The sequence below is a fragment of the Lactobacillus pasteurii DSM 23907 = CRBIP 24.76 genome (genome assembly GCF_000297025.1).
Classification (GTDB): domain Bacteria; phylum Bacillota; class Bacilli; order Lactobacillales; family Lactobacillaceae; genus Lactobacillus; species Lactobacillus pasteurii.
Genome location: NZ_CAKD01000024.1, coordinates 47,801 through 69,969 on the forward strand (window position 1 = coordinate 47,801; position 22,169 = coordinate 69,969).

General features: G+C 39.6%; 23 protein-coding genes and 1 tRNA gene. 8 read left to right on the forward strand and 16 right to left on the reverse strand.

Going from position 1 to position 22,169, the window contains the following annotated elements:
- Nucleotides 1-12 precede the first annotated feature (12 nt).
- Complete coding sequence (murB, locus tag BN53_RS07975) at nt 13-906, reverse strand: UDP-N-acetylmuramate dehydrogenase (protein WP_009560447.1); 894 nt, start codon at nt 904-906, stop codon at nt 13-15.
- Nucleotides 907-1,052: 146 nt separating this feature from the next.
- On the opposite strand from murB, the gene BN53_RS07980 reads away from it, so the two are divergent.
- The gene (locus tag BN53_RS07980) at nt 1,053-1,586 is read left to right on the forward strand and encodes a 3'-5' exonuclease (protein WP_009560448.1); all 534 of its coding nucleotides are present in this window, start codon (nt 1,053-1,055) and stop codon (nt 1,584-1,586) included.
- Nucleotides 1,587-1,615: 29 nt separating this feature from the next.
- Here the strand turns inward: BN53_RS07980 and tsaE are convergent, their stop codons facing one another.
- From tsaE to BN53_RS07995, 3 genes are read right to left on the reverse strand one after another with little or no spacing between them, the layout of a single operon-like run.
- Complete coding sequence (gene tsaE, locus BN53_RS07985; RefSeq protein WP_009560449.1) at nt 1,616-2,089, reverse strand: tRNA (adenosine(37)-N6)-threonylcarbamoyltransferase complex ATPase subunit type 1 TsaE; 474 nt, start codon at nt 2,087-2,089, stop codon at nt 1,616-1,618.
- A gap of 1 nt (nt 2,090) precedes the next feature.
- A complete protein-coding gene (gene pta, locus BN53_RS07990) occupies nt 2,091-3,068 on the reverse strand; it encodes a phosphate acetyltransferase (RefSeq protein ID WP_009560450.1) in 978 nt (325 codons plus the stop codon).
- Nucleotides 3,069-3,084: 16 nt separating this feature from the next.
- Nucleotides 3,085-3,771 (reverse strand): uracil-DNA glycosylase, encoded by a 687-nt coding sequence (locus BN53_RS07995; RefSeq protein WP_009560451.1) that lies wholly within the window; start codon nt 3,769-3,771, stop codon nt 3,085-3,087.
- Nucleotides 3,772-3,856: 85 nt separating this feature from the next.
- Between BN53_RS07995 and BN53_RS08000 the strand changes: the two genes are divergently transcribed.
- A complete protein-coding gene (locus BN53_RS08000; RefSeq protein WP_009560452.1) occupies nt 3,857-4,735 on the forward strand; it encodes a Cof-type HAD-IIB family hydrolase in 879 nt (292 codons plus the stop codon).
- Between the two features lie 4 nt (nt 4,736-4,739).
- Nucleotides 4,740-5,261 (forward strand): LURP-one-related/scramblase family protein, encoded by a 522-nt coding sequence (locus tag BN53_RS08005; RefSeq protein ID WP_009560454.1) that lies wholly within the window; start codon nt 4,740-4,742, stop codon nt 5,259-5,261.
- Here the strand turns inward: BN53_RS08005 and BN53_RS08010 are convergent.
- The 5 genes from BN53_RS08010 to BN53_RS08030 all read right to left on the reverse strand — a co-directional run bounded on the left by BN53_RS08010 (nt 5,258) and on the right by BN53_RS08030 (nt 10,113).
- Nucleotides 5,258-5,824 carry a GNAT family N-acetyltransferase gene (locus BN53_RS08010; protein WP_009560455.1) on the reverse strand — a complete coding sequence of 189 codons (567 nt, stop codon included), beginning with the start codon at nt 5,822-5,824 and terminating at the stop codon, nt 5,258-5,260. The genes BN53_RS08005 and BN53_RS08010 overlap by 4 nt on opposite strands.
- Before the next feature lie 94 nt (nt 5,825-5,918).
- Nucleotides 5,919-6,674 carry a triose-phosphate isomerase gene (gene tpiA / locus BN53_RS08015; RefSeq protein ID WP_009560456.1) on the reverse strand — a complete coding sequence of 252 codons (756 nt, stop codon included), beginning with the start codon at nt 6,672-6,674 and terminating at the stop codon, nt 5,919-5,921.
- Nucleotides 6,675-6,692: 18 nt separating this feature from the next.
- Entirely contained in the window at nt 6,693-7,904 is a 1,212-nt protein-coding gene (locus BN53_RS08020; RefSeq protein ID WP_009560457.1) for a phosphoglycerate kinase, read from the reverse strand.
- 107 nt (nt 7,905-8,011) lie between these two features.
- Nucleotides 8,012-9,028 (reverse strand): type I glyceraldehyde-3-phosphate dehydrogenase, encoded by a 1,017-nt coding sequence (gene gap, locus BN53_RS08025; RefSeq protein WP_009560458.1) that lies wholly within the window; start codon nt 9,026-9,028, stop codon nt 8,012-8,014.
- Nucleotides 9,029-9,081: 53 nt separating this feature from the next.
- A complete protein-coding gene (locus tag BN53_RS08030; RefSeq protein WP_009560459.1) occupies nt 9,082-10,113 on the reverse strand; it encodes a sugar-binding transcriptional regulator in 1,032 nt (343 codons plus the stop codon).
- A 237-nt stretch (nt 10,114-10,350) separates the two neighbouring features.
- Between BN53_RS08030 and BN53_RS08035 the strand changes: the two genes are divergently transcribed.
- A tRNA-Arg gene (locus BN53_RS08035) sits at nt 10,351-10,422 on the forward strand.
- 43 nt (nt 10,423-10,465) lie between these two features.
- Here the strand turns inward: BN53_RS08035 and BN53_RS08040 are convergent.
- From BN53_RS08040 to BN53_RS08050, 3 genes are all read right to left on the reverse strand, one after another.
- A complete protein-coding gene (locus BN53_RS08040; protein WP_009560460.1) occupies nt 10,466-11,395 on the reverse strand; it encodes a glycosyltransferase family 2 protein in 930 nt (309 codons plus the stop codon).
- A 21-nt stretch (nt 11,396-11,416) separates the two neighbouring features.
- A complete protein-coding gene (locus tag BN53_RS08045) occupies nt 11,417-11,833 on the reverse strand; it encodes a GtrA family protein (RefSeq protein WP_040537395.1) in 417 nt (138 codons plus the stop codon).
- A gap of 120 nt (nt 11,834-11,953) precedes the next feature.
- Nucleotides 11,954-13,450 carry an LBA0864 family S-layer associated protein gene (locus BN53_RS08050; protein WP_009560462.1) on the reverse strand — a complete coding sequence of 499 codons (1,497 nt, stop codon included), beginning with the start codon at nt 13,448-13,450 and terminating at the stop codon, nt 11,954-11,956.
- Nucleotides 13,451-13,625: 175 nt separating this feature from the next.
- Here BN53_RS08050 and BN53_RS08055 point away from each other — a divergent pair, with 175 nt between their 5' ends.
- Nucleotides 13,626-15,056 (forward strand): APC family permease, encoded by a 1,431-nt coding sequence (locus BN53_RS08055; RefSeq protein WP_009560463.1) that lies wholly within the window; start codon nt 13,626-13,628, stop codon nt 15,054-15,056.
- 87 nt (nt 15,057-15,143) lie between these two features.
- Entirely contained in the window at nt 15,144-15,587 is a 444-nt protein-coding gene (locus BN53_RS08060) for a Fur family transcriptional regulator (protein ID WP_009560464.1), read from the forward strand.
- A gap of 27 nt (nt 15,588-15,614) precedes the next feature.
- On the opposite strand, the gene BN53_RS08065 is transcribed toward BN53_RS08060, so the two are convergent.
- Nucleotides 15,615-17,225, reverse strand: coding sequence for an SH3-like domain-containing protein (locus BN53_RS08065; RefSeq protein ID WP_009560465.1), 1,611 nt, complete (start codon nt 17,223-17,225; stop codon nt 15,615-15,617).
- A 163-nt stretch (nt 17,226-17,388) separates the two neighbouring features.
- Between BN53_RS08065 and clpP the strand changes: the two genes are divergently transcribed.
- The gene (clpP, locus tag BN53_RS08070; RefSeq protein WP_009560466.1) at nt 17,389-17,973 is read left to right on the forward strand and encodes an ATP-dependent Clp endopeptidase proteolytic subunit ClpP; all 585 of its coding nucleotides are present in this window, start codon (nt 17,389-17,391) and stop codon (nt 17,971-17,973) included.
- 152 nt (nt 17,974-18,125) lie between these two features.
- A complete protein-coding gene (gndA, locus tag BN53_RS08075) occupies nt 18,126-19,559 on the forward strand; it encodes an NADP-dependent phosphogluconate dehydrogenase (RefSeq protein WP_009560467.1) in 1,434 nt (477 codons plus the stop codon).
- A gap of 100 nt (nt 19,560-19,659) precedes the next feature.
- Here the strand turns inward: gndA and BN53_RS08080 are convergent, their stop codons facing one another.
- From BN53_RS08080 to BN53_RS08090, 3 genes are all read right to left on the reverse strand, one after another.
- Nucleotides 19,660-20,022, reverse strand: a complete 363-nt coding sequence (locus BN53_RS08080) for a hypothetical protein (protein ID WP_009560468.1) — start codon at nt 20,020-20,022, stop codon at nt 19,660-19,662.
- A 167-nt stretch (nt 20,023-20,189) separates the two neighbouring features.
- The gene (gene whiA, locus BN53_RS08085; RefSeq protein ID WP_009560469.1) at nt 20,190-21,131 is read right to left on the reverse strand and encodes a DNA-binding protein WhiA; all 942 of its coding nucleotides are present in this window, start codon (nt 21,129-21,131) and stop codon (nt 20,190-20,192) included.
- Nucleotides 21,131-22,168, reverse strand: a complete 1,038-nt coding sequence (locus BN53_RS08090; RefSeq protein WP_009560470.1) for a gluconeogenesis factor YvcK family protein — start codon at nt 22,166-22,168, stop codon at nt 21,131-21,133. Before BN53_RS08090 ends, whiA begins: the two co-directional genes overlap by 1 nt.
- Nucleotide 22,169: the final 1 nt, after the last annotated feature.

Sequence of the window (22,169 nt, forward strand, 5' to 3'; positions counted from 1 at the left end):
CAGCCTTATAATTTATCTATTACCAATGATTCTTACTTCTGTCTTAAGATCAATATCATAGACTTCTTTAATTCGTTTTTGAATTAGGTGGATCAATTCAATATAGTCAGTCGCCGTAGCATTACCGCGATTTACGATAAAACCTGCATGTTTGGTTGAATTTTGCGCTCCACCAATTTGAGTTCCTTGCAAACCTGCTTTAATAATCATTGGACCAACAAAATGTCCGGCTGGACGCTTAAAGACACTTCCACATGATGGATACTCTAGTGGTTGTTTATAGCGTCTTAATGCATTTAAATAGTGCATTTCGTCCAAAATTTCCAACTTGTTGCCCTTCTTCAATTTAAAGGTTGCACTAACAACAATGTCATCATTGGTTTGAATTAAAGAATGACGGTAAGAAAATTGTAATTCTTCGTTAGAATAATCTTTAAGTTCTCCTTCTGGCGTCAAGACAGTTGCCTTTTCGATTACGTCTTGTGTTTCTCCGCCGTAGGCTCCAGCGTTCATAAACACTGCTCCTCCGATGCTTCCAGGTATTCCAGCTGCAAATTCCATACCTGTTAGGCTCTGATTAGCTGCAGCAAAAGCTGTGTCGACAATCTTTGCTCCTGCAGCTGCGGTTACTTCTGTACCAGAAATTTCAATTTTATTCATCTCAGTTGTAATGATAACTAATCCTGAGATTCCACCATCGCGAATTATCAAATTAGAGGCATTTCCGATTACTGTCAATGGCATATTATTTGCTTTAGCAACTTTTACTAATTGCTTTAATTCATCAACATTCTTAGGGAAAGCCAAGTATTCGGCTCGGCCACCTGTCTTGGTAAAGGTATACCTACTTAAAGGTATTTCTTCTTGGATATCAATTCCATTATTTTTCAAATCAAGTAGCTGCAACGAAACAGACCCCCTTGTTAAATCTACTCTCTCCATTTTACCGCATAACCAACCATCGCTCCACTAAAAATAACTTGAGCTATTAATTTTGATAATGGTATGTGATAATTTACTTGTTATTATTTTTCAAAATCGAGGCAGAAAAAATGAATTTTATTGCAATGGATTTCGAAACAGCCAATCGTTATCCTGAAAGTGCCTGTTCACTGGCACTAGTCATGGTTAGAAATAATCAAATCGTCGATCGCTTTTATACTGTGATTAATCCGCAGATGCCCTTTGATGCGCAAAATATCAAAGTCCATGACATCACTGCAGAAGACGTCAAAGATGCCCCTACAATGGCAGAAGTTTGGCCATATATCAAAGAGCTATACCAACCAGGTATGTTAGTTGCAGCCCACAACGCAAGATTTGACACCAATGTCTTAAAACAATCCTTAGCTAGATATGACATTCCTGAACCTCATTATTTAGTGATTGATTCGCTTAAAACTAGCCGAAAGTTTGAACCAGAATTACCAAATCATAAGCTTGACACTGTATCTGAGGCCCTAGAAGTTGAACTTTGGCACCATCACAATGCGCTTAGCGACAGTGAAGCTTGCGCTGGAATTTTATTAGCTCAGCGAAAGCTTTTTGGAGACGAAGCAATTAAACAATTTGTCTATCAAATCTAAAAAAACTCGGATCGCTCCGAGTTTTTTCTTTATTCGAATTCTTTCATGATCTTGCTTAGCCAAGCCTCATTGCGCTCGCCTTTAGCAATAAATTCTACTCTACGAGTAGTTGAATCCCACTCATTGTCGATTCGAGTAATTTTGAGTTCTAAATATTCATCCGGCAAGTCGTTGATAATCAATTCTGGCCATTCGATCACCACAATTCCGCTAGCCGTCAAATATTCTGATAAATCGATTGAAGACAAATCATCATTTTCCAGACGATAAAAGTCCATATGGAATAATGGCAACTTGCCTTCGCGATATTCTCGCACAATCGTAAAGGTTGGACTCTTGACTGGGCGTCTAATTCCTAAAGCTCTACCAAGTCCTTGGGTCAAAGTGGTCTTTCCTGCTCCAAGATCTCCATTCAATAGCAAGAGATCATTTCCCTTAGCAGTATCAGCAATTGCTTGCCCTAACTTTTGCATTTGTTGAGAAGAATTTATTTCTAGTTTCATATTAATCCTTAAATACAGCCTGTGCAGCTGTCAAAATTCCTAAATCATACACATCTTGACTACTTGCACCGCGAGATAGGTCATTGATTGGCTTAGCCAAGCCTTGTAAAATAGGACCTACAGCTGTGAAGTTTCCTAATCTTTGAGCTAATTTATAGCCAATATTTCCAGATTGCAATTCTGGGAAGACAAAGACATTAGCATGTCCTGCAACTTCAGACCCTGGTGCCTTGCGTTGTCCCACACTTGGGACAAAAGCTGCATCAAATTGCAATTCGCCGTCTGCTGGAATATCAGGGTAATTTTCTTTAAAGATCTTAGTTGCTTCTACGACCTTATCAATCATATCGCCTTTAGCAGAACCCTTAGTTGAAAAACTCAAGAACGCAACCTTTGGCTCTAATCCGACCATCTTGGCACTTTGAGCTGATTGATAGCCGATTTCAGCCAAAGTAGCAGCATCAGGATCAATGTTGATGGCAGCGTCTGCAAAAATGTACTTTTCATCCCCGCGTTCCATTACAAATGAACCAGATACCCTGTGCATCCCTGCTGCAGTCTTAACAATCTGCAAGGCAGGACGAACAGTATCAGCAGTTGAATGAACTGCTCCTGAAACCATCCCATCGGCTAAGCCCTTGTAAACAAGCATTGTACCAAAGTAGCTAACATCTTTTAAGGTTTGCTTAACTTCTTCTAAGGTGCTCTTGTTCTTGCGCAATTCATAAAGGTCAGCTGCTAAATTGTCAAAATCGGCATAAGTTGCTGGATCGATAATTTCCACATTATCAAGTTTCAAATTCAACTTTTGAGCTAATGCCTGAATATCATCTTCCTTGCCTAAAACAATCGCATCAATAATTCCATCAGCAGTCAAGCGATCAACTGCAGTCAGCACGCGTTCATCTGTACCTTCTGGAAAAACCAATCTCTTTTTATCTTTCAACGCAATTTGTTTTAAAACATCAAAAACAGCCATAAAAATCCTCCTAGAATTAAGATAACTCAACTACTTTTGGCAATTGCCAATCAATCGGTAACTCACCAAATTTTGCTAAAGCTTGATTGCATCTAGAAAATGGTCTGGACCCAAAAAAGCCTCGATCAGCAGAAAATGGGCTTGGATGGGCAGATTTGATGATTACATTTTTACCTTCATCGATTAGCGGAATCTTATTTTGTGCAAATCTTCCCCATAAGATAAAGACGACCTTGCCTCGATCGCTCAGAGCCTTGATTGCAGCGTCTGTGACCATTTCCCAGCCCTTGCCCTGGTGACCATTAGCATGGCCATAAGGCACTGTCAAAACGGTATTCAACATCAAGACGCCCTGATCGGCCCAAGATTTCAAATAACCGTGGTCAACTGGTTGGGCTCCCACGTCATCGTATAATTCCTTATAGATATTCCGCAAGGATGGTGGCAATTTGGCCCCTGGCAATACGGAAAAACTTAATCCATGCGCCTGACCAGGATTATGATATGGATCTTGTCCCAAAATAACCACCTTTGTCTTGGCAAAAGGTGTCAATTTGAAAGCAGAAAAAATATGGTACATATCTGGATAGATTTGCTTAGTTGCATATTCTTCTTTCAAGAAATCATGCAATTGCTGGTATTTTTCACTCTCAAAGATTGGATCTAATACTTCATCCCAATCGTTGCCAATTAATTTTTTCATGAATATTCTGCACCCTCTTTTCTACTATTCTTATGGTATCATGAATTTGTAAGACTATCCGATTTTTATAGAAAGATTGAAAAAAATGATTAAATTAGTTGCTTGTGACCTAGATGGCACATTATTTAACAGTGATATGATTGTTTCTGAAGAAAATGCTAAAGCAATTCATGAAGCTCAAGCTAACGGAATTGAATTCTTGGTTGCAACCGGTCGTGCTCCGCAAGAATCTCGGTCATTGCTTCAAGATGCTGATGTAAAATCGGGCTTCATCAACTTGAATGGTGCTCTAGTATTTGATCAAGCTGGCAAGTTAAGAGTCAAGCATACAATTTCTTCTGACAAGGCACAAAAAATCTGCCAATTGCTCCATCAATATGGCTTCTACTTCGAAATTGTAACTGCAGATAACAACTATACTGAAAATCTAAATGCCAGAATTTCTAACGTTGCCCACTTGATGGTGGACTTAAACCCTGGCATGAATTTCAAGCTCGCTGTGGCAATTTCTGCTGGTAGCGAATCGATTATGAACATGACTCAGGTGGACTCATTTGAAGAATTATTCAAAAATCCTAAGATCGAAGTAATGAAAATCATTGTCTTTGATCATCGTGGTCACGAGGCCTTTGATGATGTAATTCCAGCCATCGAGCAATTAGGCGATTTAGTAGTTACTTCCAGCTCTTCATCCAACATCGAAATCAACTCAGTCAAAGCCCAAAAAGGCCTGGCTCTTTTAGACTACGCTGAAAGTAAAAATATCAAGCGCGAAGAAATCGCTGCAATCGGTGATAATTTGAATGATGAAAGTATGATTCGTGAAGCTGGAATTGGGGTAGCTATGGGCAACGCCGTCCCAGCAATCAAAAAGCTAGCTCAAGTAGTTACCAAAACCAATAATGAAGATGGCGTAGCCTTTATTTTGAGAAAGTTCATTGAAGATAACAAGCTTTCTAGGTGATTAAATGGAGTTTATTCTAAAATTAACTCAAGAACGTGCCTACGGGCAAATTCTCGTAGTCGACGAAAATGGAAAAATTTCTTATATTGTCAAAGGTAATCTCGATAATCCTAACCACACCCTTTATCTATGTGATTACAACCAAGTTGAGATCGGTCGCCTTTATACTGATGGAAGTGGCGTCATCTCCTCTTTTACAATCGATGTAATCAATCACTCCTTAGTTAAGGTAAAGCGGGTAAATAGTTCTTTGACCAACCTCTTTTACATTACTAAGCTAAATTACATTGTGGCTGGGAGCATAAAAAATGGCACTTACACCTTTAGAAATGGTTTCAAAAAGGTTGCAAGTGTCAAAACAATTATGAATAGCAGTGGTGTTATTCTTAAATGCAATATTAGTTTGCCGGAAGATATCCCATTCATCTTGCTGACGACTGTTTTGCTCACTCAATGGCATGTTACCCCACTAAGGTTGCCTAATTTGCCAAAATTAGACCGAAAACTTTCAACTAATCCAAATTAAAGTTCTTTGATCATGTGATCGTATACTCGATCGCCAATGGTCATCGACTTGGTTGTCTTAAAGCCCTTGTACTCATACAAACGTTGAGCACGAGGGTTTTCTTTGTCTACATTTAAACTTAATTTCTTATAGCCTTTCTTTTTGGCATAGCCTTCCGAAAATTCCATCAACTGGCTAGCATATCCTTTGCCCCAGTGATCTGGATGAACAGCTAACGAATCAAGGTACCATTCATGAGGCCAGGCTTCTTGATCATCAAAAATTATCGTTGAAGTTGGCAAACCTACCTTAGGCATTTCTCGCTTCAAAACGAAATCAATAATTTGTTGGTCTTTGTAAGGATACATAACCAAAATTGCGCATACTTGACCTGCCTTATTTTCATATACCCAAGTTCGACGATATGAATAACGATAATTGTCAGAAATAAAGCCTAGCTTCATCAAGCTATAAAACTGATCTTCAGGCAATCGTTTGATCGATTCCATATCCATTTCTTCAAAAATCTGCTTAACTATTGGATAAACAAATGGAAAATCTGATTTTCTTGCTTTTCTAATCATAATTACCTCTCAACTAACTAGAACAACTATTTTATGTATAAAAAAATAAGACTGACGAAGTCTCATCAGTCTTATTTTAACATTTATTTGCTAATTAGTCTTGGTAGTTAACTAGTGCCAAGTATGATTCAGGATCAAGAGCGGCACCACCGATCAATCCACCGTCAATGTTTGGCTTAGCCATAATTTCCTTAACGTTAGCAGGCTTTACTGAACCACCGTATTGGATACGAACGTTTTCAGCAGTTTCTTCATCGTACAAGTCCTTGATAGTTTCACGGATAGTCTTGCACATTTCTTCTGCTTGGTCAGCAGTAGCAGTCTTACCAGTACCGATTGCCCAGATTGGTTCGTAGGCAATTACTAATGAAGATACTTGTTCAGCAGTCAAGCCTTCAAGATCAGCCTTGATTTGACCAACAACCCATTCTTCTTGCTTGTTAGCTTCACGAGTTTCCAAGCTTTCGCCACAGCAAAGAATTGGAGTTACGTTGTTAGCAAATAAAGCCTTAGCCTTCTTGTTGATGTCTTCATCAGTTTCGTGGAAGTAACCACGACGTTCTGAGTGACCAATGATGCAGTAGTGGATACCCATTTCGTTTAATACCTTAGGTGAAGTTTCACCAGTGAAGGCACCTTCTACTTCGAAGTAAGCATTTTCTGCACCGATGTGCAAGTTTGAACCTTCAGCAGCTTTTCTCAAAGCGTCAAGGTCAACTGCAGGAGCACAAATTGCTGATTCTACCTTACTTGCGTCAGGTAATTTTGACTTAACAGCATTTACAAACTCTACAGTTTGTTCTGGGTTCATATGTAACTTCCAGTTACCAGCAATAATAGGTGTACGCATTAAAAAATCCTCCTAAATCTACTTGTCTGAAATGCAGGCAATACCTGGTAATTCCTTACCTTCAAGGTAGTTAAGTGATGCACCACCACCAGTAGAAATGTGGGTAATCTTAGGTGCGATACCCAATTGCTTAGCAGCAGCAGTTGAGTCACCACCACCGATAACAGTAGTAGCGTCAGTCAATTCAGCCAAAGCACGGCCTACTTCAAGAGTACCTTCAGCGTAGTTTGGCATTTCGAATGCACCCATAGGTCCGTTCCAAACAACAGTCTTAGCGTCCTTAAGGATTTCACGGAACTTTTCAACAGACTTAGGACCAATGTCAAGACCCATTTCGTTGTCAGGAATATCTTGACCAACCACTTCGTGAGCTGCATCGTTTGAGAATTCAGTAGCTGCTACGTTGTCAACTGGAAGAACGATCTTGTCGCCAGCCTTTTCCAAAAGGCTCTTAGCAAGGTCAAGCTTGTCAGCTTCGAACAATGACTTACCGATCTTGTGGCCTTGTGCTGCCAAGAAAGTGTAAGCCATACCACCACCGATTAAGATGTGGTCTGACTTAGGAATCAAGTTTTCGATAACACCGATCTTGTCTGATACCTTAGCACCACCCAAGATAGTTACGAATGGGTGAACTGGGTTTTCAACAGCGTCACCTAAGAACTTGATTTCCTTTTCCATCAAGTAACCTGCTGCAGCTGGCTTGCCTTCTGCCTTCATAGCAGTAGCAATACCAACGTTTGAAGCGTGACTTCTGTGAGCAGTACCAAATGCGTCGTTTACGAACATGTCGCCAAGGCTTGCCCAGTATTCGCCAAGCTTAGGATCGTTCTTTGATTCACGCTTGCCGAAGTCGTTGTCAATATCTTGGAATCTAGTGTTTTCAAGAACTACAACGTCGCCGTCCTTCATAGCAGCAACTGCGTCTTCAACTTCCTTGCCTTCGTTTGAAGCAACAAAAGTTACAGGCTTTTCAAGCAATTCACCTAATCTTGCAGCAACTGGCTTCAATGACAAGTTCTTCTTGTCATCTTCGCTCTTAATTCTACCTAAGTGGCTGAGCAAGATTGCCTTACCACCATTGTCAATGATGTACTTAATAGTTGGCAAAGCAGCTACGATACGGTTATCATCACCGATAACGCCGTCCTTAATTGGAACATTAAAGTCTACACGAACTAAAACTTTTTTGCCTTTAACATCGAGATCTGAAACGATTAACTTAGCCATCAGAAACCTCCGAATAAAAATTTTTCTTCAAAAAAAGGCGGAAGGAAGAATCTCCCTCCGCCTTCTCAATTACCACTTAATGTTAAATCATTTAACTTAATTAATGATTAAAGAGTAGCAAACTTCAATAGAGTACGAACCATTTGGCAAGTGAATGACCATTCGTTGTCGTACCAAGCAACAGTCTTAACTAATTGCTTGTCACCTGCAGTAGTTACCATAGTTTGAGTTGGGTCAAAGATTGAACCAGCAGTCATACCAACAATGTCGCTTGAAACAACGTTGTTTGGTTCGTAAGCAAATGATTCACTTGCGTTCTTCTTCATAGCTTCGTTGATTTCATCAGCAGTTACGCTCTTCTTAAGGATTGAAACCAATTCAGTTACAGAACCATCTGGAACTGGAACACGTTGTGCGTGACCGTTCAACTTACCGTTCAATTCTGGAACAACAAGACCAATAGCCTTAGCAGCACCAGTTGAGTGAGGAATGATGTTAACTGCTGCTGCACGAGCTGCACGCAAGTTACCACCACGAACTGGACCGTCCAAGATCATTTGAGTTGAAGTGTAAGCGTGGATAGTAGTCATAGTACCTACTTCAACACCAAATTCCTTTTGCAATACGTTAACCATTGGTGCCAATGAGTTAGTAGTACATGAACCAGCTGAAACGATAGTGTCTTCTGAAGTCAAAGTGTCTTCGTTTACTGAGTAAACGATAGTCTTCAAGTCGTTACCTGCAGGAGCAGAAATCAATACACGCTTTGCACCAGCATCGATGTGAGCTTGTGACTTAGCCTTGCTAGTGTAGAAACCAGTACATTCAAGAACAAAGTCAACGCCATCGTTCTTAACCCAAGGAATGTTTTGAGCTTGTGGTTCTGCGTATACACGGTATTTCTTGCCGTCAACAACGATTGAGTCTTCAGTAGCTGAAACTTCGTGGTTGAAAGTACCATGAGTTGAGTCGTACTTAAGCAAGTGTGCCAAAAGTGCTGGAGTAGTCAAGTCGTTAATAGCAACAACTTCGATGTCCTTTGACTTTTCGCCCAAGTCCATAATACGACGGAAAGCTAAACGTCCGATACGGCCGAAACCGTTAATACCAATTTTAACTGTCATAACCTAAAGTCCTCCTTAAGAACTATAAACAACAATTTTATTTTAAACGAGAATTATTTCTCCTTTAAAATCGCATTTGAGGCGCCTTCATCAGTAATTAACCAGGTTTGATGAGGTGCATTGTACATATAAGCTTTAATGGCCACAGCCTTAGACTTACCACAAGCAAAAGCAAATATGTGGGGTATTTTGCTTAGATTGTCAAACTGCAATCCAACCTGGGTGATGCGGTCAACAATCTTTCCATCTTCACCGAAGAAACACCCGAAGCATTCGGTGATCGCCTTCTTCTCTCGCAATTCAGATAACTTTATCGAATCATAGCCTCTGCGCTTAGCCATATCCTGTGCTAAACCAATACCATGAATTACCAAATCACTTTGAGAGATATCCTGCAAAAGATCTGCAATTGCAGGCTCGCGAATCAATGAATTATAAGCCTGCTCCGAAACCTGCTCTGGCAAATACAAGGTCTTGTACTTGCCACCTGTCCGAGCTGCCATCTCCTGAACAATCGTATTGCTTTGAGTCTTAACATTTTCGCCCAAAGCACCTCGCCCAGGAACAAATTCAAGTTCGCGATTATTTCCTAAGGTCTTTGAAAGATATCTAGCTGATTTTGCAATCGCCATACCACCAAGCACAGTAATAATTGAATGCCCTAATGGCAAAAGCAAATTAAGTGCTTGATTCAAAGCCTCGCCCATCTCTTGATAAACTCGATCTTGTAAATCAGCATCCCCAGGAACGATAATCGTTCGCTCGATTCCCAATTTACGCGCTAACTTAACTTCCGTTTCGTCAGCATTGAAAAGTCTATCAATCAAAGGAGCACTATCTTGCAAAATCTTCTTGCCCTTTTCTGTCAGAAACATGCCAAAACTCTTAATTTCGATTAAACCAAGCTTGCGCAAAGTTTCCGTTTCGGTCCGAACATTCCGTTCCGATAAACCCAGACGCTGAGCAACCAACCTTCTACCCACTGGAGCATTGATTGATATTTGCTCAAGAACAAGATACCTTTGTCGAAGAGTTGGTAAGACATCAGGCGCAAGAGTTTCGAGCAAGGATAAATCCGAGTTCATAAGCTCCACCTTTCTAGTGGGACACATAATGTCCATACTTGTGTCATTATCTGTCCCAGTTTGTCCAAAAATATAAGAGAAACGTAGATTTTCAGCCTTCGCTTTCTCCCATTTCTCATCGACACTGTTAGTATAACAATCTATTTTTTAGAATTCAAGTAAAAAATTTATAAAGGCAATTTTATTATTAAGCTCTTTCATTTTGGTAATATTTCTGTTATAGTTTGTTATGTCTTTGGACCCTTAGTGTAATGGATCGCACGTAAGATTCCGGTTCTTAAAATCTGGGTTCGACTCCCAGGGGGTCCATATATTTGTTTGACAAGTACCGACTTTTATCGGTACTTGTTTTTTATGCCTTTTCATCAACGATATAAATCGGCCGATCCTTGACTTGCAGATAAATTTTGCCAATATAGCGTCCAATTATGCCAATACATAGTAGTTGCAAGCCACCGATCAGCAAGATAATACATACAACTGAAGCCCAACCCACAATCGCTAGACTGGGGTTGATAATGTGTCTGACTACTACAAAAATTATCCCTAAAACTGCCGAAATAAACGATACACTGCCAATCCACACTGCAATATTAAGTGGCAATAGCGAAAAGTCGGCAATTCCAGCAAAAGCATACTTAAAAAGTTGCCAAGTACTCCAAGAAGTCTCACCGGCTACTCGTTCAACATTGTGATATTCCAAGAATTTCGTCTTAAAGCCGACCCAAGAAAAAATTCCTTTTGAAAAACGACTATACTCTTTCATTGATAAAACTGCATTAACCATTTTTCGCGTCATCATTCTAAAGTCGCGGGCGTTAGGAACAATTTGCGTATCAGAAATCCGATTAATCAATTTGTAGAAGCCTTCGCTTAGCCAGGCACGATACTTTTTCTCGCCAGTTCGATCAACTCGCCTAGTTCCAACGCAATCCCAGTCGCCCGTTTCTAAAAGAGCCACCATTTTAGGCAAAAATGAAGGCGGATCTTGTAAGTCTGCATCCATAATAACTACATAATCGCCCTCAGCCGCCTTTAGGCCCGCATACATAGCTGCTTCTTTGCCAAAGTTTCTTGAAAAAGACAAATAATGAACCTGATCAGGATTTTGCTGGTGCAATTTTTTCAATTTTGCCAAAGTTTGATCACTTGAGCCATCGTTAATGAACCAATATTCTGTCAGCAGCTTTAATTCATCTACTACCTTCTTGACGGCAGGATAAAATAAGCCCAGTGCTTCTTCTTCGTTATAACAAGGAACGACGATCGATAATTTTTTCACGCAAGTTTTCCCTCCATTCTTCTATTTCTTGAAAGTAACAATCTTATTGACGAAAAATTGAATCAAAGTTGCCACGATTGTTGAAATCATCTTAACTACTAGACTATCTTGTTTTAGCAAAGTTACAAAAATAAAAATACTGATTGTGGTCATAACTGTAGTAATCTGACCAACCAAATAATATTCGATGAATCTTCTCCACAAGTGATCGCGTACTTTGAAATTAGCAAAACTATTCCAAAAAAAGTTGTTGATCAACCCACAACTAGAAGAAATTACGTTGGCGACTTCTTTATTTATTCCGAATTCAAAAGTAAAAATGCTATAAACGCCAAAATCAACAATTAATCCTAATACGCCAATCATCCCATATTTGATCAGCTGAATAAGATCTTGATACGAGCGCAATTTATCAATATATTCTTTTATCATTATCATCCCGTAAAAATAATTCGTTATAACCATTTTACGAAATAATCGATTATTTTGCCGAAAAAAAACCGATATTTAACATTACTTATAAATGTTATCTATCGGTATTTTTCTTATTTGTTATTTTTACTTGATCTTGCTAGCAGTCAATTCTGAACGTTGAGCAAATTGAACGTACAAGTTGTCACCATCAACAGCCATACCTTCAATTTCACGACGAGTGTTGAACTTGTATTGCTTTACTGCAGTACCATCTGTTCTAACCTTGAAGATGTGGTCATTAAAGCCAACGAAGAAGTACCCGTTGCCATAAGCAAAGCCTTGAACTGGTGAGTTAGTTATAAAGTCGCCCTTAGTTGCGCCAACTTTTGTACCTACCCAGTTATCGCCTGAACGACTCACTCTCCAGTATTCGTACAAGTGGTTTGCACCATTGTGGAATAAGGCGTACATGGTGCCGTCATCAGTAAAGGTTGCGTTGTGGATGTAGCGGTTGTTAGCAATCTTGAAAGTCCAGATCTTTTCAATTTGCATATCTGACTTGCGGATTTGCAAAATTTCTTCTGATTTTGGACCGTTCTTGTACTTGTTTTCATTAGCCATTACATAAATGTATGAAGCTGATTGGCCAAGAGATTGACCGTGTCCAAGCTTGATGTAAGGACTAACCTTAATGTTCTTAGAGTATGACTTGAAGCTGCCAAATGACATAGTAGTCAAGTTTTGTGCAGCGTACTTACTCTTAATCGCGTTCAAGTTGTATGAAGCTAAGTGACCGCGACTAGCTGAATTGCTTGTGAACAAAGAAGTTACAAATAAGCCGCCACGCATGCTCATACCTTCTGGGATAACCCCAACTTGGCCCATTGCATCGCCAGCTTCATCATAACCTAATGAAAGGAATCTTGGTTCAAATAGCTTGGTCTTCAAAGTCAAATCGCCACTCTTGAAAGTGTTGCTTCTAGTTTCTGAACGGTATCCAGCTGCTGCATTCCAGTTGCGTGAAGAACCCTTTGAGCCACCTGTCCAAGTAGTAGTGTTCTTAAAGCCTGGCTTAGCTGAAGCTGAAGAATAACCTTCTTGCCATGGGTGAACTGTAACAGTGGTAGTTGCCTTAGCCTTGCCATAAGTATAGGTAACAGTTGCGTTTGAACTTACGTTTTCTTGAGAAACTGAAACCTTATCAGGGTTAATAGCAGTACCTTGACTGTTAGTTGCGTAGTTGATTGCATCCCTAGTCGAGAAGCTGTAGCTTGGATTTTGTACTAAAGATACTTCCTTAGCAACGGAAATAGTGTTTCTAGCAAAGAAGTTTTGATCAACCCAACCAACATGACGACCGTTTACATAGATATCCCAGAAAGTACCCTTCTTAGTTGAAAGATATCTCTTTGATTGGATTTGTCCATATTTGAAATACCTGGTAGAAGTAAACTTACCTGAAGGACCGTTGCTAGTTACATTGTGGTAAATAGCATAGTCCTTGTTGCCGGCGATCTTGGTAACAGCCTTGCTAAAACTTGCTGCATCTGCAGTATTAGCCTTAGCTGAACCAAACATACTCATTCCAGCTAAAGTAGCCGCAGCTACTAAAGCTAACTTAAAACTGTTCTTACGCTTCATATGTTTCCTCCTTAATACATACACTTACATACTTTTTATTAATGTTACCATAATAATGCTTACATCGTCACAAAAAATAACCTACAATGTCCCGATTCAAATATTATTAAGAATTTTCAAACTAGTTGTTATATAATTGAACAGTTAAGTAAATTATTAGTTAAAGGAGAACCATATGGTCGAATCTCAAAGTAATCCCAAAAAGATGATGTGGACTACTTTAGCAATGATGGCCTTCTCCACTGTATGGGGATTTGGTAACGTTGTTAACGGGTATGTCTACTTTGATGGAACTAGAGTTGTTTTCAGCTGGATCTTAATGTTCTTGCTATACTTTGTTCCATATGCACTGATGGTTGGTGAACTAGGTGCAACGTTTAAAGATGCTGAAGGTGGCGTTTCTTCATGGGTAAATGCTACTATGGGTCCAAAATGGGCTTATTACGCTGGCTGGACTTACTGGGCTTGTCACATTGTTTATATTTCAAGTAAGGGTACTGGTGGTCTTAGAGCCATGTCCTGGGGAATTTTTGGTAATACTACTTGGTATGACTCAGTTCCAACCGCTTGGACTCAAGCTGCTACCTTGCTAGTCTTCTTGCTCTTTTGCTGGGTGGCTAGTCGCGGTATTCCTGTTCTTAAAAGCTTGACCACAATTGCTGGTACATCAATGTTCATTATGTCAATTTTATTCATTGTGATGATGTTTGCAGCACCTGTGATTAATCCACACGCTAGCTACCTATCACTTAACCTTAACTGGAAGAGCTTGATGCCAACTTTCAATCTTAAGTATTTCAGCTCCTTGTCAATCTTGGTCTTTGCGGTTGGTGGATGTGAAAAAATTTCCCCATACGTAAACAAGGTTGAAGATCCAAGCAAGAATTTCCCTAAAGCAATGATGGCTTTAGCTATCATGGTTATGGTTTCTGCTATTCTTGGTACTTTTGCTATGGCAATGATGTTTGATCCAAAAGTAGTCAATGCTAACTTGAACGAATACATTTCAAACGGTGCTTACATGGCCTTTGATCGTTTGGGTCAATACTACCATGTAGGTGGATTATTCATGTACATCTACTCATGGTGTAACGTGATCGGTCAATTCTCAACTTTGGTATTGAGTATCGACGCACCACTTAGAATTTTGCTTGGTAGTAAAGAAGCTAAGGAATTCATTCCATCTAAGCTTTTGAAATTGAACAAGCATGGCGCTTACATCAATGGTATTTGGATGATCGTTATTTTATCAGGAAGTTTGATTCTTGCTCAAGCCTTATTGCCAAATGCCCAAGCAGTTATGGCACAACTAGTTAAGTTAAATTCAACTACCATGCCAATGCGTTACTTGTGGGTATTTGCTGCATATATTGCCTTAAGAAGACAACAAGAAAAGTTCGAAACTAGCTATCAATTAACTAAGAAGCAATGGTTGGCTTACCTTGCTGGTTTCTGGTGCTTCATCGTTACTGCTCTTTGCTGCTTCAGTGGTATGTACTCACCTGACGGATTTACCCTCTTCTTGAACATTATTACGCCTGTAATTTTGGTTGCTTTAGGATTAATCCTTCCAGCCATCAAGAAGCGCGAAACTGCCAATATTTAATGAAAATTAAAAACACCCAATGGGTGTTTTTTTGTTATCCATGGTAAACTATACTTAGTATAAATTAGTGAGAAAGTTGGCGAAAACATGGTAGACGTAAAAGCAACTGATTTACTGCATCAACACAACTTAAAAGCAACTAAACCACGTTTGCGGATTTTGAATTACTTAATTGAAAATCACAATCACCCTACTGCTGACATGATTTACAAAGATTTAAGCCAAGAAACAGATCCCTTGAATCGAGCAACAGTGTACAACACCTTGAATTCATTAATTGCTGTTGGGATCGTAATCGAAATCAAAAATGGCGACAATTCTAGTCACTACGATTTCTTCGTCGAACCACATTTTCATATTATCTGCAAAAGTTGTGGTCGCATAGCCGATGTTTATTACCCACATTTTGATGAAATAGAAGATACGATGAGATCAAATGCTGAAAAGCAAACAGGCTTCAAGACCTCCAGCAGCCATTTGGAGATTTTTGGTTTATGTCCTGATTGTCAACAAAAAGAAGCTTCCCGCTAAGCTAATAGGAAGCTTCTTTTTTATTAATTAATCAAGCTTGTTACTTTCAAGCAATTCTGCTCTTTGAGCCAAGTTTACGTATAAACGGTTGTTCATAACTGACATACCTTCGATTTCACGACCAGTCGTAAACTTGAAGGACTTTTGGTAATCGCCGCTTCTGTTGATCTTAACAATCAAGTCGTTGAAAGCAAGGTAGAAGTTTTGATTTTCTGGATCATAAGTAAATCCTTGAACTGGTGAACCATCGCCAACAAAAGTTCCAGAGGTTGCACCAACGATAGTTGGGTACCAGTTATCGCCCTTACGGTTTAATTCCCAGTATTCATAACGATTGCTGGTTGGATCGTAGTAAACGCCGTACAATTGGTAATCTGAAGTAATTACGGCATTTTGGAAGTAGCGTGGCTTAGAGTCGTCGCCATCCCAACATTTAATGGTCCAGATCTTGTTGATTTCCAAGTCGCTCTTGCGAATTTGAATCAATTGTTCTGAATCCTTAGAGATCTTTTCGCTGTGGTCATTTACCAAAACATAAATGTACTTGTCAGTTGATCCCATAGCTTGACCATGTCCAATTGGCAAGTATGGACTAACCTTGATGTTCTTGACATACTTGTTGAACTTGCTTTGGCTCATAGTCAATAAGTTCTGTGGTTCAATTGGATCAGTCAATTCATTCAAGTTGTAACCAACAATGTGGCCTTGCAAAAGCTTGGTGCTGCTGAGCAAACTAGTGTATGCCCAACCATTAGAAGTAGTAACACCTTCTGGAATATGGCCAACACGGTTGATGTAGCCATCATCTGTATCTGTTTTAACGCTGAGTAAAACTGGTTGGAACAATCTAGTTGAAAGAGTCATTTCGCCACTAGTGAAAACATGAGTGTTAGTTTCAGGTTGGAATTCCTTTGGACTAATGTAGTTTAATGATGAACCATAGTGAGACTTCCAACTAGTCAAATCACTTACGCCTGGCTTAGCAATTACCTTGCTTGAGTCGCCGATTCCTTCTTTAGTAGACTTTCTAACGGTAATATTTACAGTAGCAGTAGTCTTGCCGATCTTGTACTTAACCTTGTAGCTAGCTGGATCAGTACAGCTAATACTGTCTTTAGAAACAGATACTTCGGAGTTGTCAACAACGGTACCAGTTTCATCAGTTGCATAGCTGATAGCATCCCGGCTATCAAACAATGCATTTTCATTGCGAACCAAAGTTACAGTCTTTGGAACGGAAATTTTATTTCTAGCAAAGTAGTTTTGGTTTACCCAACCAACTGGGCGACCATCAACATAGATGAACCAGTAAGTGTACTTGCCAGTCTTGATACTTTGGGTAGATTGAATGTGGTTGTAGCGGAAATCAATTCCATCCGCCACCTTGCCTTGGGCCTTACCCTTATTAATCGTCTTCCAAACTTTATAATTCTTGTTACCAGCAACCTTAGTCATCAAGCTGTAGCTAGTTAAAACGTCACCTGTTTGCTTTTTAACAGTCTTAGATGCATCCACATCGCTTGAACTTGCCTCAGTTGAACTTGACGAATTATCGTCAGCAAAAACATAGTTGCTACCGAAAATACCTAAACCAATTGCTAAGGCTGAACTAGCAGCCAATAATCCTTTAACCTTCACGTCATCCTCCTAAAATTTTATTTTGTAATATAACTCTATTCTATTATAAAAATGCGTCTAGAAAAAATACATTTTCAATACGATTTGTTTGACAGTTAATTAAAGTAGTGATTTAATTAGCACTGTACTTGTAAGAGTGCTAATTTTTTTAGGAGGTAACACAATGCTTGTACCTACAGTTATTGAACAAACTGCTCGTGGCGAACGTGCCTACGATATTTACTCAAGATTATTAAAAGACCGTATCATCATGCTAAGCGGCGAAATCAACGACCAAATGGCCAACTCAATTATCGCCCAATTGCTATTCCTTGACGCACAAGACAATACTAAAGATATTTCTCTTTACATCAACTCACCTGGTGGTGTAATCACTTCTGGTTTAGCAATTATGGATACTATGAACTTCATTAAGTCAGACGTATCAACTATTGCTATTGGTATGGCTGCTTCAATGGCTTCAATTTTGTTGACTTCAGGGGCCAAGGGTAAGAGATTTGCTTTACCAAACTCAACTGTTTTGATTCACCAACCATTAGGTGGTGCACAAGGTCAACAAACTGACATCCAAATTGCTGCTGAAGAAATCTTGAAGAGCCGCAAGAAGTTGAACCAAATTTTACACGAAACTACTGGTCAACCAATCGAAAAGATCCTTAAGGATACTGAACGCGACAATTACTTGACTGCTGAAGAAGCTAAGGAATACGGCTTGATTGACGAAATCATGGTCAACCAAAAGAAATAATCGTTATATTTAAAAATGATTGATAGCTGCGCTGGAAAAAGCGAGTTATCAATCATTTTTTGTTATCGACAGACATAAGTGCAAAATATTATTTACTTTTTGTAAGTGGTGCTATAATTTAGGCAGATATTTTATAGATTAGGAGTATTGTTATGTCAGATAAAAAAGCACAAATTGGTGTAATCGGTCTTGCAGTCATGGGTAAAAACTTAGCCCTAAATATTGAAAGTCGCGGCTTCACAGTTGGCGTATATAATCGCCACCGCAATCGAACTGATGACATGATGCGCGACCATAGCGACAAGAAGCTAATTCCAAGCTACACGCTTGAAGATTTCGTTAATTCGCTTGAAAAGCCTCGCCGCATTCTGATGATGGTTAAAGCTGGCGCAGGTACTGACGCAGTTATCGATTCTTTGTTGCCACTGCTTGATAAGGGCGATATTTTGATCGACGGTGGCAATACTAACTTCCACGATACAATGGCCCGCAATGCGAAATTGGATCAATCAGGCATCAACTTTATCGGCATGGGTGTTTCTGGCGGCGAACTTGGTGCACTTCATGGCCCTGCCCTTATGCCTGGTGGCCAAAAAGAAGCCTACGATCTAGTGGAACCAATTTTGACGCAAATTGCTGCTAAGGCTAAAGATGGCAAGCCTTGTGTAACTTATATTGGCGAAAATGGGGCCGGACATTATGTCAAGATGATTCACAACGGAATTGAATATGGCGATGAAGAATTGATTGACGAAAGCTACAACATTATGCGCAATGTGCTCGGCTTATCAGTTCCAGAAATGGCCAATATCTTTACCGAGTGGAATAAAGGCGAACTTGACTCTTATTTAATTGAAATTACTGCCGATATTCTTTCTCGTCAAGACGACTTAGGAACTGGCAAGCCAATTGTTGATGTAATTCTCGACCGCGGTGCTAACAAGGGTACTGGTAAGTGGTCATCAGAAACTGCTCTAGATGGCGGTGCACCACAATCAGTAATTACCGAGGCTGTGTATGCACGCTATATTTCTATGATGAAGAAAGAACGTGTAGCTGCAAGCAAGCTTTTGCCTGAAGATGTTGAAAAAGTTTCGCTGACTGCTGAAGAAAAGAAAGAATATATCGAAAAGATTCGCCAAGCCCTATACTTTGGCAAGGTAATGTCATATGCACAAGGCTTTGAACAAATGCGCATCGATGCCAAGCGCTACGGCTGGGATTTGAAGTTTGGTGAATTAGCGCAAATCTGGCGCGAGGGATGCATCATCCGTGCTCAATTCTTGCAAAAGATCACTGATGCTTTTGAAAAGAATCCTGATTTAGACAACCTATTGCTTGATGACTACTTCAAGGACATTGCTGGCAAGTATCAAAAGGCTATTCGCGAGGTTGTAGCCATGTCGATCAAGGCTGGCATCCCTGTCCCTGCTTTTGCTGCAGCGATCAACTACTACGACTCATACCGGGCAGAAGTTTTGCCAGCTAACTTGTTGCAAGCTCAACGCGATTACTTTGGTGCTCATACTTATGAAAGAACTGACCGTGAAGGCAACTTCCACTACAGCTGGTATGAAGAACAATAATTAGCATTTAATTTTAAATTTAAAAAGGATTGATTATCTTCGTTTTGCAAACGTTGATGATCAATCCTTTTACTTTATTTGTTCTCACTTTGCTTTACATCTAATGTGAAGTTAAAGCCAAGAGCCCATAAATGGCTTTTTTAGGGATTTCTTTTTTATTATCGACTAAAAAACTAGATTTATATCTGCTACTTTTGTTAATCCGTTTATAAAGTCTTGCACCCATAAACAATAATAAAAGTAAGCCAATAAGAATCATTATCAGCATCACCCATGCTGCTATGTCTGGTCGATAAATTATAGTGGCTATTCCAACAAGTGCAGTAATACATAGCAGTGAAATTAGACTTAATACTGCTTTAGCATCAAATTCGCGTATGACTCTTAGATCCTTTTCAGATACGCTATCTTTTAAAGACCATAATTTTCTTTCCGATTTTATAGGGCCACCTTGTTCCAACATGGTTGTTGCTCCCTTCTAGTTAAGTATCTTCTACCATTTCTAATTTAAGTATAGTTAGTTGTTTTGTAGTTATATGAATTTTTCGTAACTGGTATATTTTTATTCTAATTTGGAAATTTTCTCCAAAACAAAAGAACTCAAAGCCCGTGCTTTGAGTTCTAATCATGTTATTCATCAGTTTTCAAACCAGCAGCAATTTCCTTCAATTTCTTAAGTCGATGGTTAACTCCTGACTTAGAAATAGGACCATCTGGAACTTGAGCAGCTAATTCTTTTAATGATAATTCTGGATGCTTCAATCTAAATCTAGCCAAAATCGCCAACTTCTCTGGCAAACTATCCAAACCTAGATTCTGATCAATCAATTCAATATCTTCAATCTGCTTAGCAGCAGCTGAGGCTGTCTTCTTCAAGTTAGCAGTGTCACAGTTAACCAAGCGATTAACTGAGTTCCGCATATCGCGCATAATTCGCAAATCTTCAAAGGCTAACATTGCATTTAATGCACCTACGATATGCAAAAAGTCACCAATCTTCTCTGCTTCCTTGATGTAAACAATGTATCCTCTACGCCTTTGAGTAGTTCTAGCATTTAAATGAAAATACTTATTCATTAATTCTGCTAAGCCCTCGTTGTGGTCTTCATAAGTAGAATATATTTCCAAATGATAGCGACTAGTTTCTGGATTATTCACGCTTCCTCCAGCTAAAAAGGCTCCGCGTAAATATGACATTGCCCCTTGCTGCGAATCCATTATTCGACTAGGTACGCGCGTAATAAAGCCTTCTTCATCATCCCAGATTTGCAACTCTTCTAGAATCTCTTTCACATTCCGTTGCAGTCTTACCAAATATTGATTGTTCTTCTTTAACTTCATCTTTCGCGACACAATCAACAATGGTTCGATTTTAAAGGCCACTTTGATTAATTTAAAGACTCTTCTAGCAATTGCTGGATTTTCAGTCGTGATATCCAAGCTAAATTGACGATTATGCAGATTCAAGACCCCGTTCATTCGCAAAAAAGCCGCCAGTTCCGCCTTAGCGTGCTCTGGATGAAGCTCTAAGGCCGTTAATTCTTTCTTTACATCACTTGCATAACTTGCCATTAATCTTCATCCATCCTTCTGCGGGACATCGCTTCAAAGGCCAGATTGATGATCTCTTTCCCAACTTTCTTGCCATCATGGAAGACTAGGCCGTGTCTTTGATCAATAAAGTCATCTGTAATTACCCGGCACTCTTGCTCTCTTAACCCAGCAAAATCATTTCTAACTGGTTCTAAATAAGCATCATAGTCCTCAGGATGGAACTCAGACATATCGATCTTGGCACCATTGACCAAAGCAGTGTTGATGTAATGGCCACCCAAGTGTTCGTTAATTACTCGAACGTGATCCGCATCGCTGAAGTGATCAGTTTCGCCTTGTTGGGTCATAATGTTGCAGATGTAAATTACTTCTGCCTTGGTTTCTCTAACTGCTTGTCCTAGGTTGCTGATCATCAAGTTAGGCAAGATTGACGTAAACAAACTACCTGGACCTAAAACAACCGCATCAGCCTGCATGATCGCTGCCAAAACTGGCAAAACTGCCTTAGGTTCATCATCAGAATCAGTATCAGTCACCCAAACTCGCTTGATTTGCTTATCCAAAGCAGTAATTTCTGTTTCACCAGCTTGAGTAGTGCCATCAACAAATTCCGCATTCAAGGTCAATGGTTCATTTGAAGCTGGAAAAACATGTCCATCTACATGCATCATCTTTGATAAAATCTGTACTGCTTCAAAGATATTGCCATGCATCTCATTTAACGCAGCAATAATCAAGTTACCGATCGCATGACCTGAAAAGAAGGAATCAGATGAATCAAAACGATATTGGAAAATATCCTTTCCTTCTTTAGATAAATCACTAAGTGAAACCAAAACGTTACGAATATCGCCAGGCGGAACAACGTTAATGAAGTTGCGGATTGAACCAGATGATCCACCATCATCAGAAACTGTTACGATCGCCGTAATTTCCGCGTTTTGATCTTTTAAAGCATTCAAAATTACTGGTAAGCCAGTTCCGCCGCCGATAACGACGACTCTTGGCCTTCTGCCTTTAATTACGCGGATTATTCTATTTTCTCCATAAGCCAAA

What these genes read in the sequence shown, in the direction of transcription:
- BN53_RS07980 (WP_009560448.1), top strand. Translation starts at nt 1,053, where the DNA reads ATGAATTTTATTGCAATGGATTTCGAAACAGCCAATCGTTATCCTGAA.
- tsaE (WP_009560449.1), bottom strand. Translation starts at nt 2,089, where the DNA reads ATGAAACTAGAAATAAATTCTTCTCAACAAATGCAAAAGTTAGGGCAA.
- pta (WP_009560450.1), bottom strand. Translation starts at nt 3,068, where the DNA reads ATGGCTGTTTTTGATGTTTTAAAACAAATTGCGTTGAAAGATAAAAAG.
- BN53_RS07995 (WP_009560451.1), bottom strand. Translation starts at nt 3,771, where the DNA reads ATGAAAAAATTAATTGGCAACGATTGGGATGAAGTATTAGATCCAATC.
- BN53_RS08000 (WP_009560452.1), top strand. Translation starts at nt 3,857, where the DNA reads ATGATTAAATTAGTTGCTTGTGACCTAGATGGCACATTATTTAACAGT.
- BN53_RS08005 (WP_009560454.1), top strand. Translation starts at nt 4,740, where the DNA reads ATGGAGTTTATTCTAAAATTAACTCAAGAACGTGCCTACGGGCAAATT.
- BN53_RS08010 (WP_009560455.1), bottom strand. Translation starts at nt 5,824, where the DNA reads ATGATTAGAAAAGCAAGAAAATCAGATTTTCCATTTGTTTATCCAATA.
- tpiA (WP_009560456.1), bottom strand. Translation starts at nt 6,674, where the DNA reads ATGCGTACACCTATTATTGCTGGTAACTGGAAGTTACATATGAACCCA.
- BN53_RS08020 (WP_009560457.1), bottom strand. Translation starts at nt 7,904, where the DNA reads ATGGCTAAGTTAATCGTTTCAGATCTCGATGTTAAAGGCAAAAAAGTT.
- gap (WP_009560458.1), bottom strand. Translation starts at nt 9,028, where the DNA reads ATGACAGTTAAAATTGGTATTAACGGTTTCGGCCGTATCGGACGTTTA.
- BN53_RS08030 (WP_009560459.1), bottom strand. Translation starts at nt 10,113, where the DNA reads ATGAACTCGGATTTATCCTTGCTCGAAACTCTTGCGCCTGATGTCTTA.
- BN53_RS08045 (WP_040537395.1), bottom strand. Translation starts at nt 11,833, where the DNA reads ATGATAATGATAAAAGAATATATTGATAAATTGCGCTCGTATCAAGAT.
- BN53_RS08050 (WP_009560462.1), bottom strand. Translation starts at nt 13,450, where the DNA reads ATGAAGCGTAAGAACAGTTTTAAGTTAGCTTTAGTAGCTGCGGCTACT.
- BN53_RS08055 (WP_009560463.1), top strand. Translation starts at nt 13,626, where the DNA reads ATGGTCGAATCTCAAAGTAATCCCAAAAAGATGATGTGGACTACTTTA.
- BN53_RS08060 (WP_009560464.1), top strand. Translation starts at nt 15,144, where the DNA reads ATGGTAGACGTAAAAGCAACTGATTTACTGCATCAACACAACTTAAAA.
- clpP (WP_009560466.1), top strand. Translation starts at nt 17,389, where the DNA reads ATGCTTGTACCTACAGTTATTGAACAAACTGCTCGTGGCGAACGTGCC.
- gndA (WP_009560467.1), top strand. Translation starts at nt 18,126, where the DNA reads ATGTCAGATAAAAAAGCACAAATTGGTGTAATCGGTCTTGCAGTCATG.
- BN53_RS08080 (WP_009560468.1), bottom strand. Translation starts at nt 20,022, where the DNA reads ATGTTGGAACAAGGTGGCCCTATAAAATCGGAAAGAAAATTATGGTCT.
- whiA (WP_009560469.1), bottom strand. Translation starts at nt 21,131, where the DNA reads ATGGCAAGTTATGCAAGTGATGTAAAGAAAGAATTAACGGCCTTAGAG.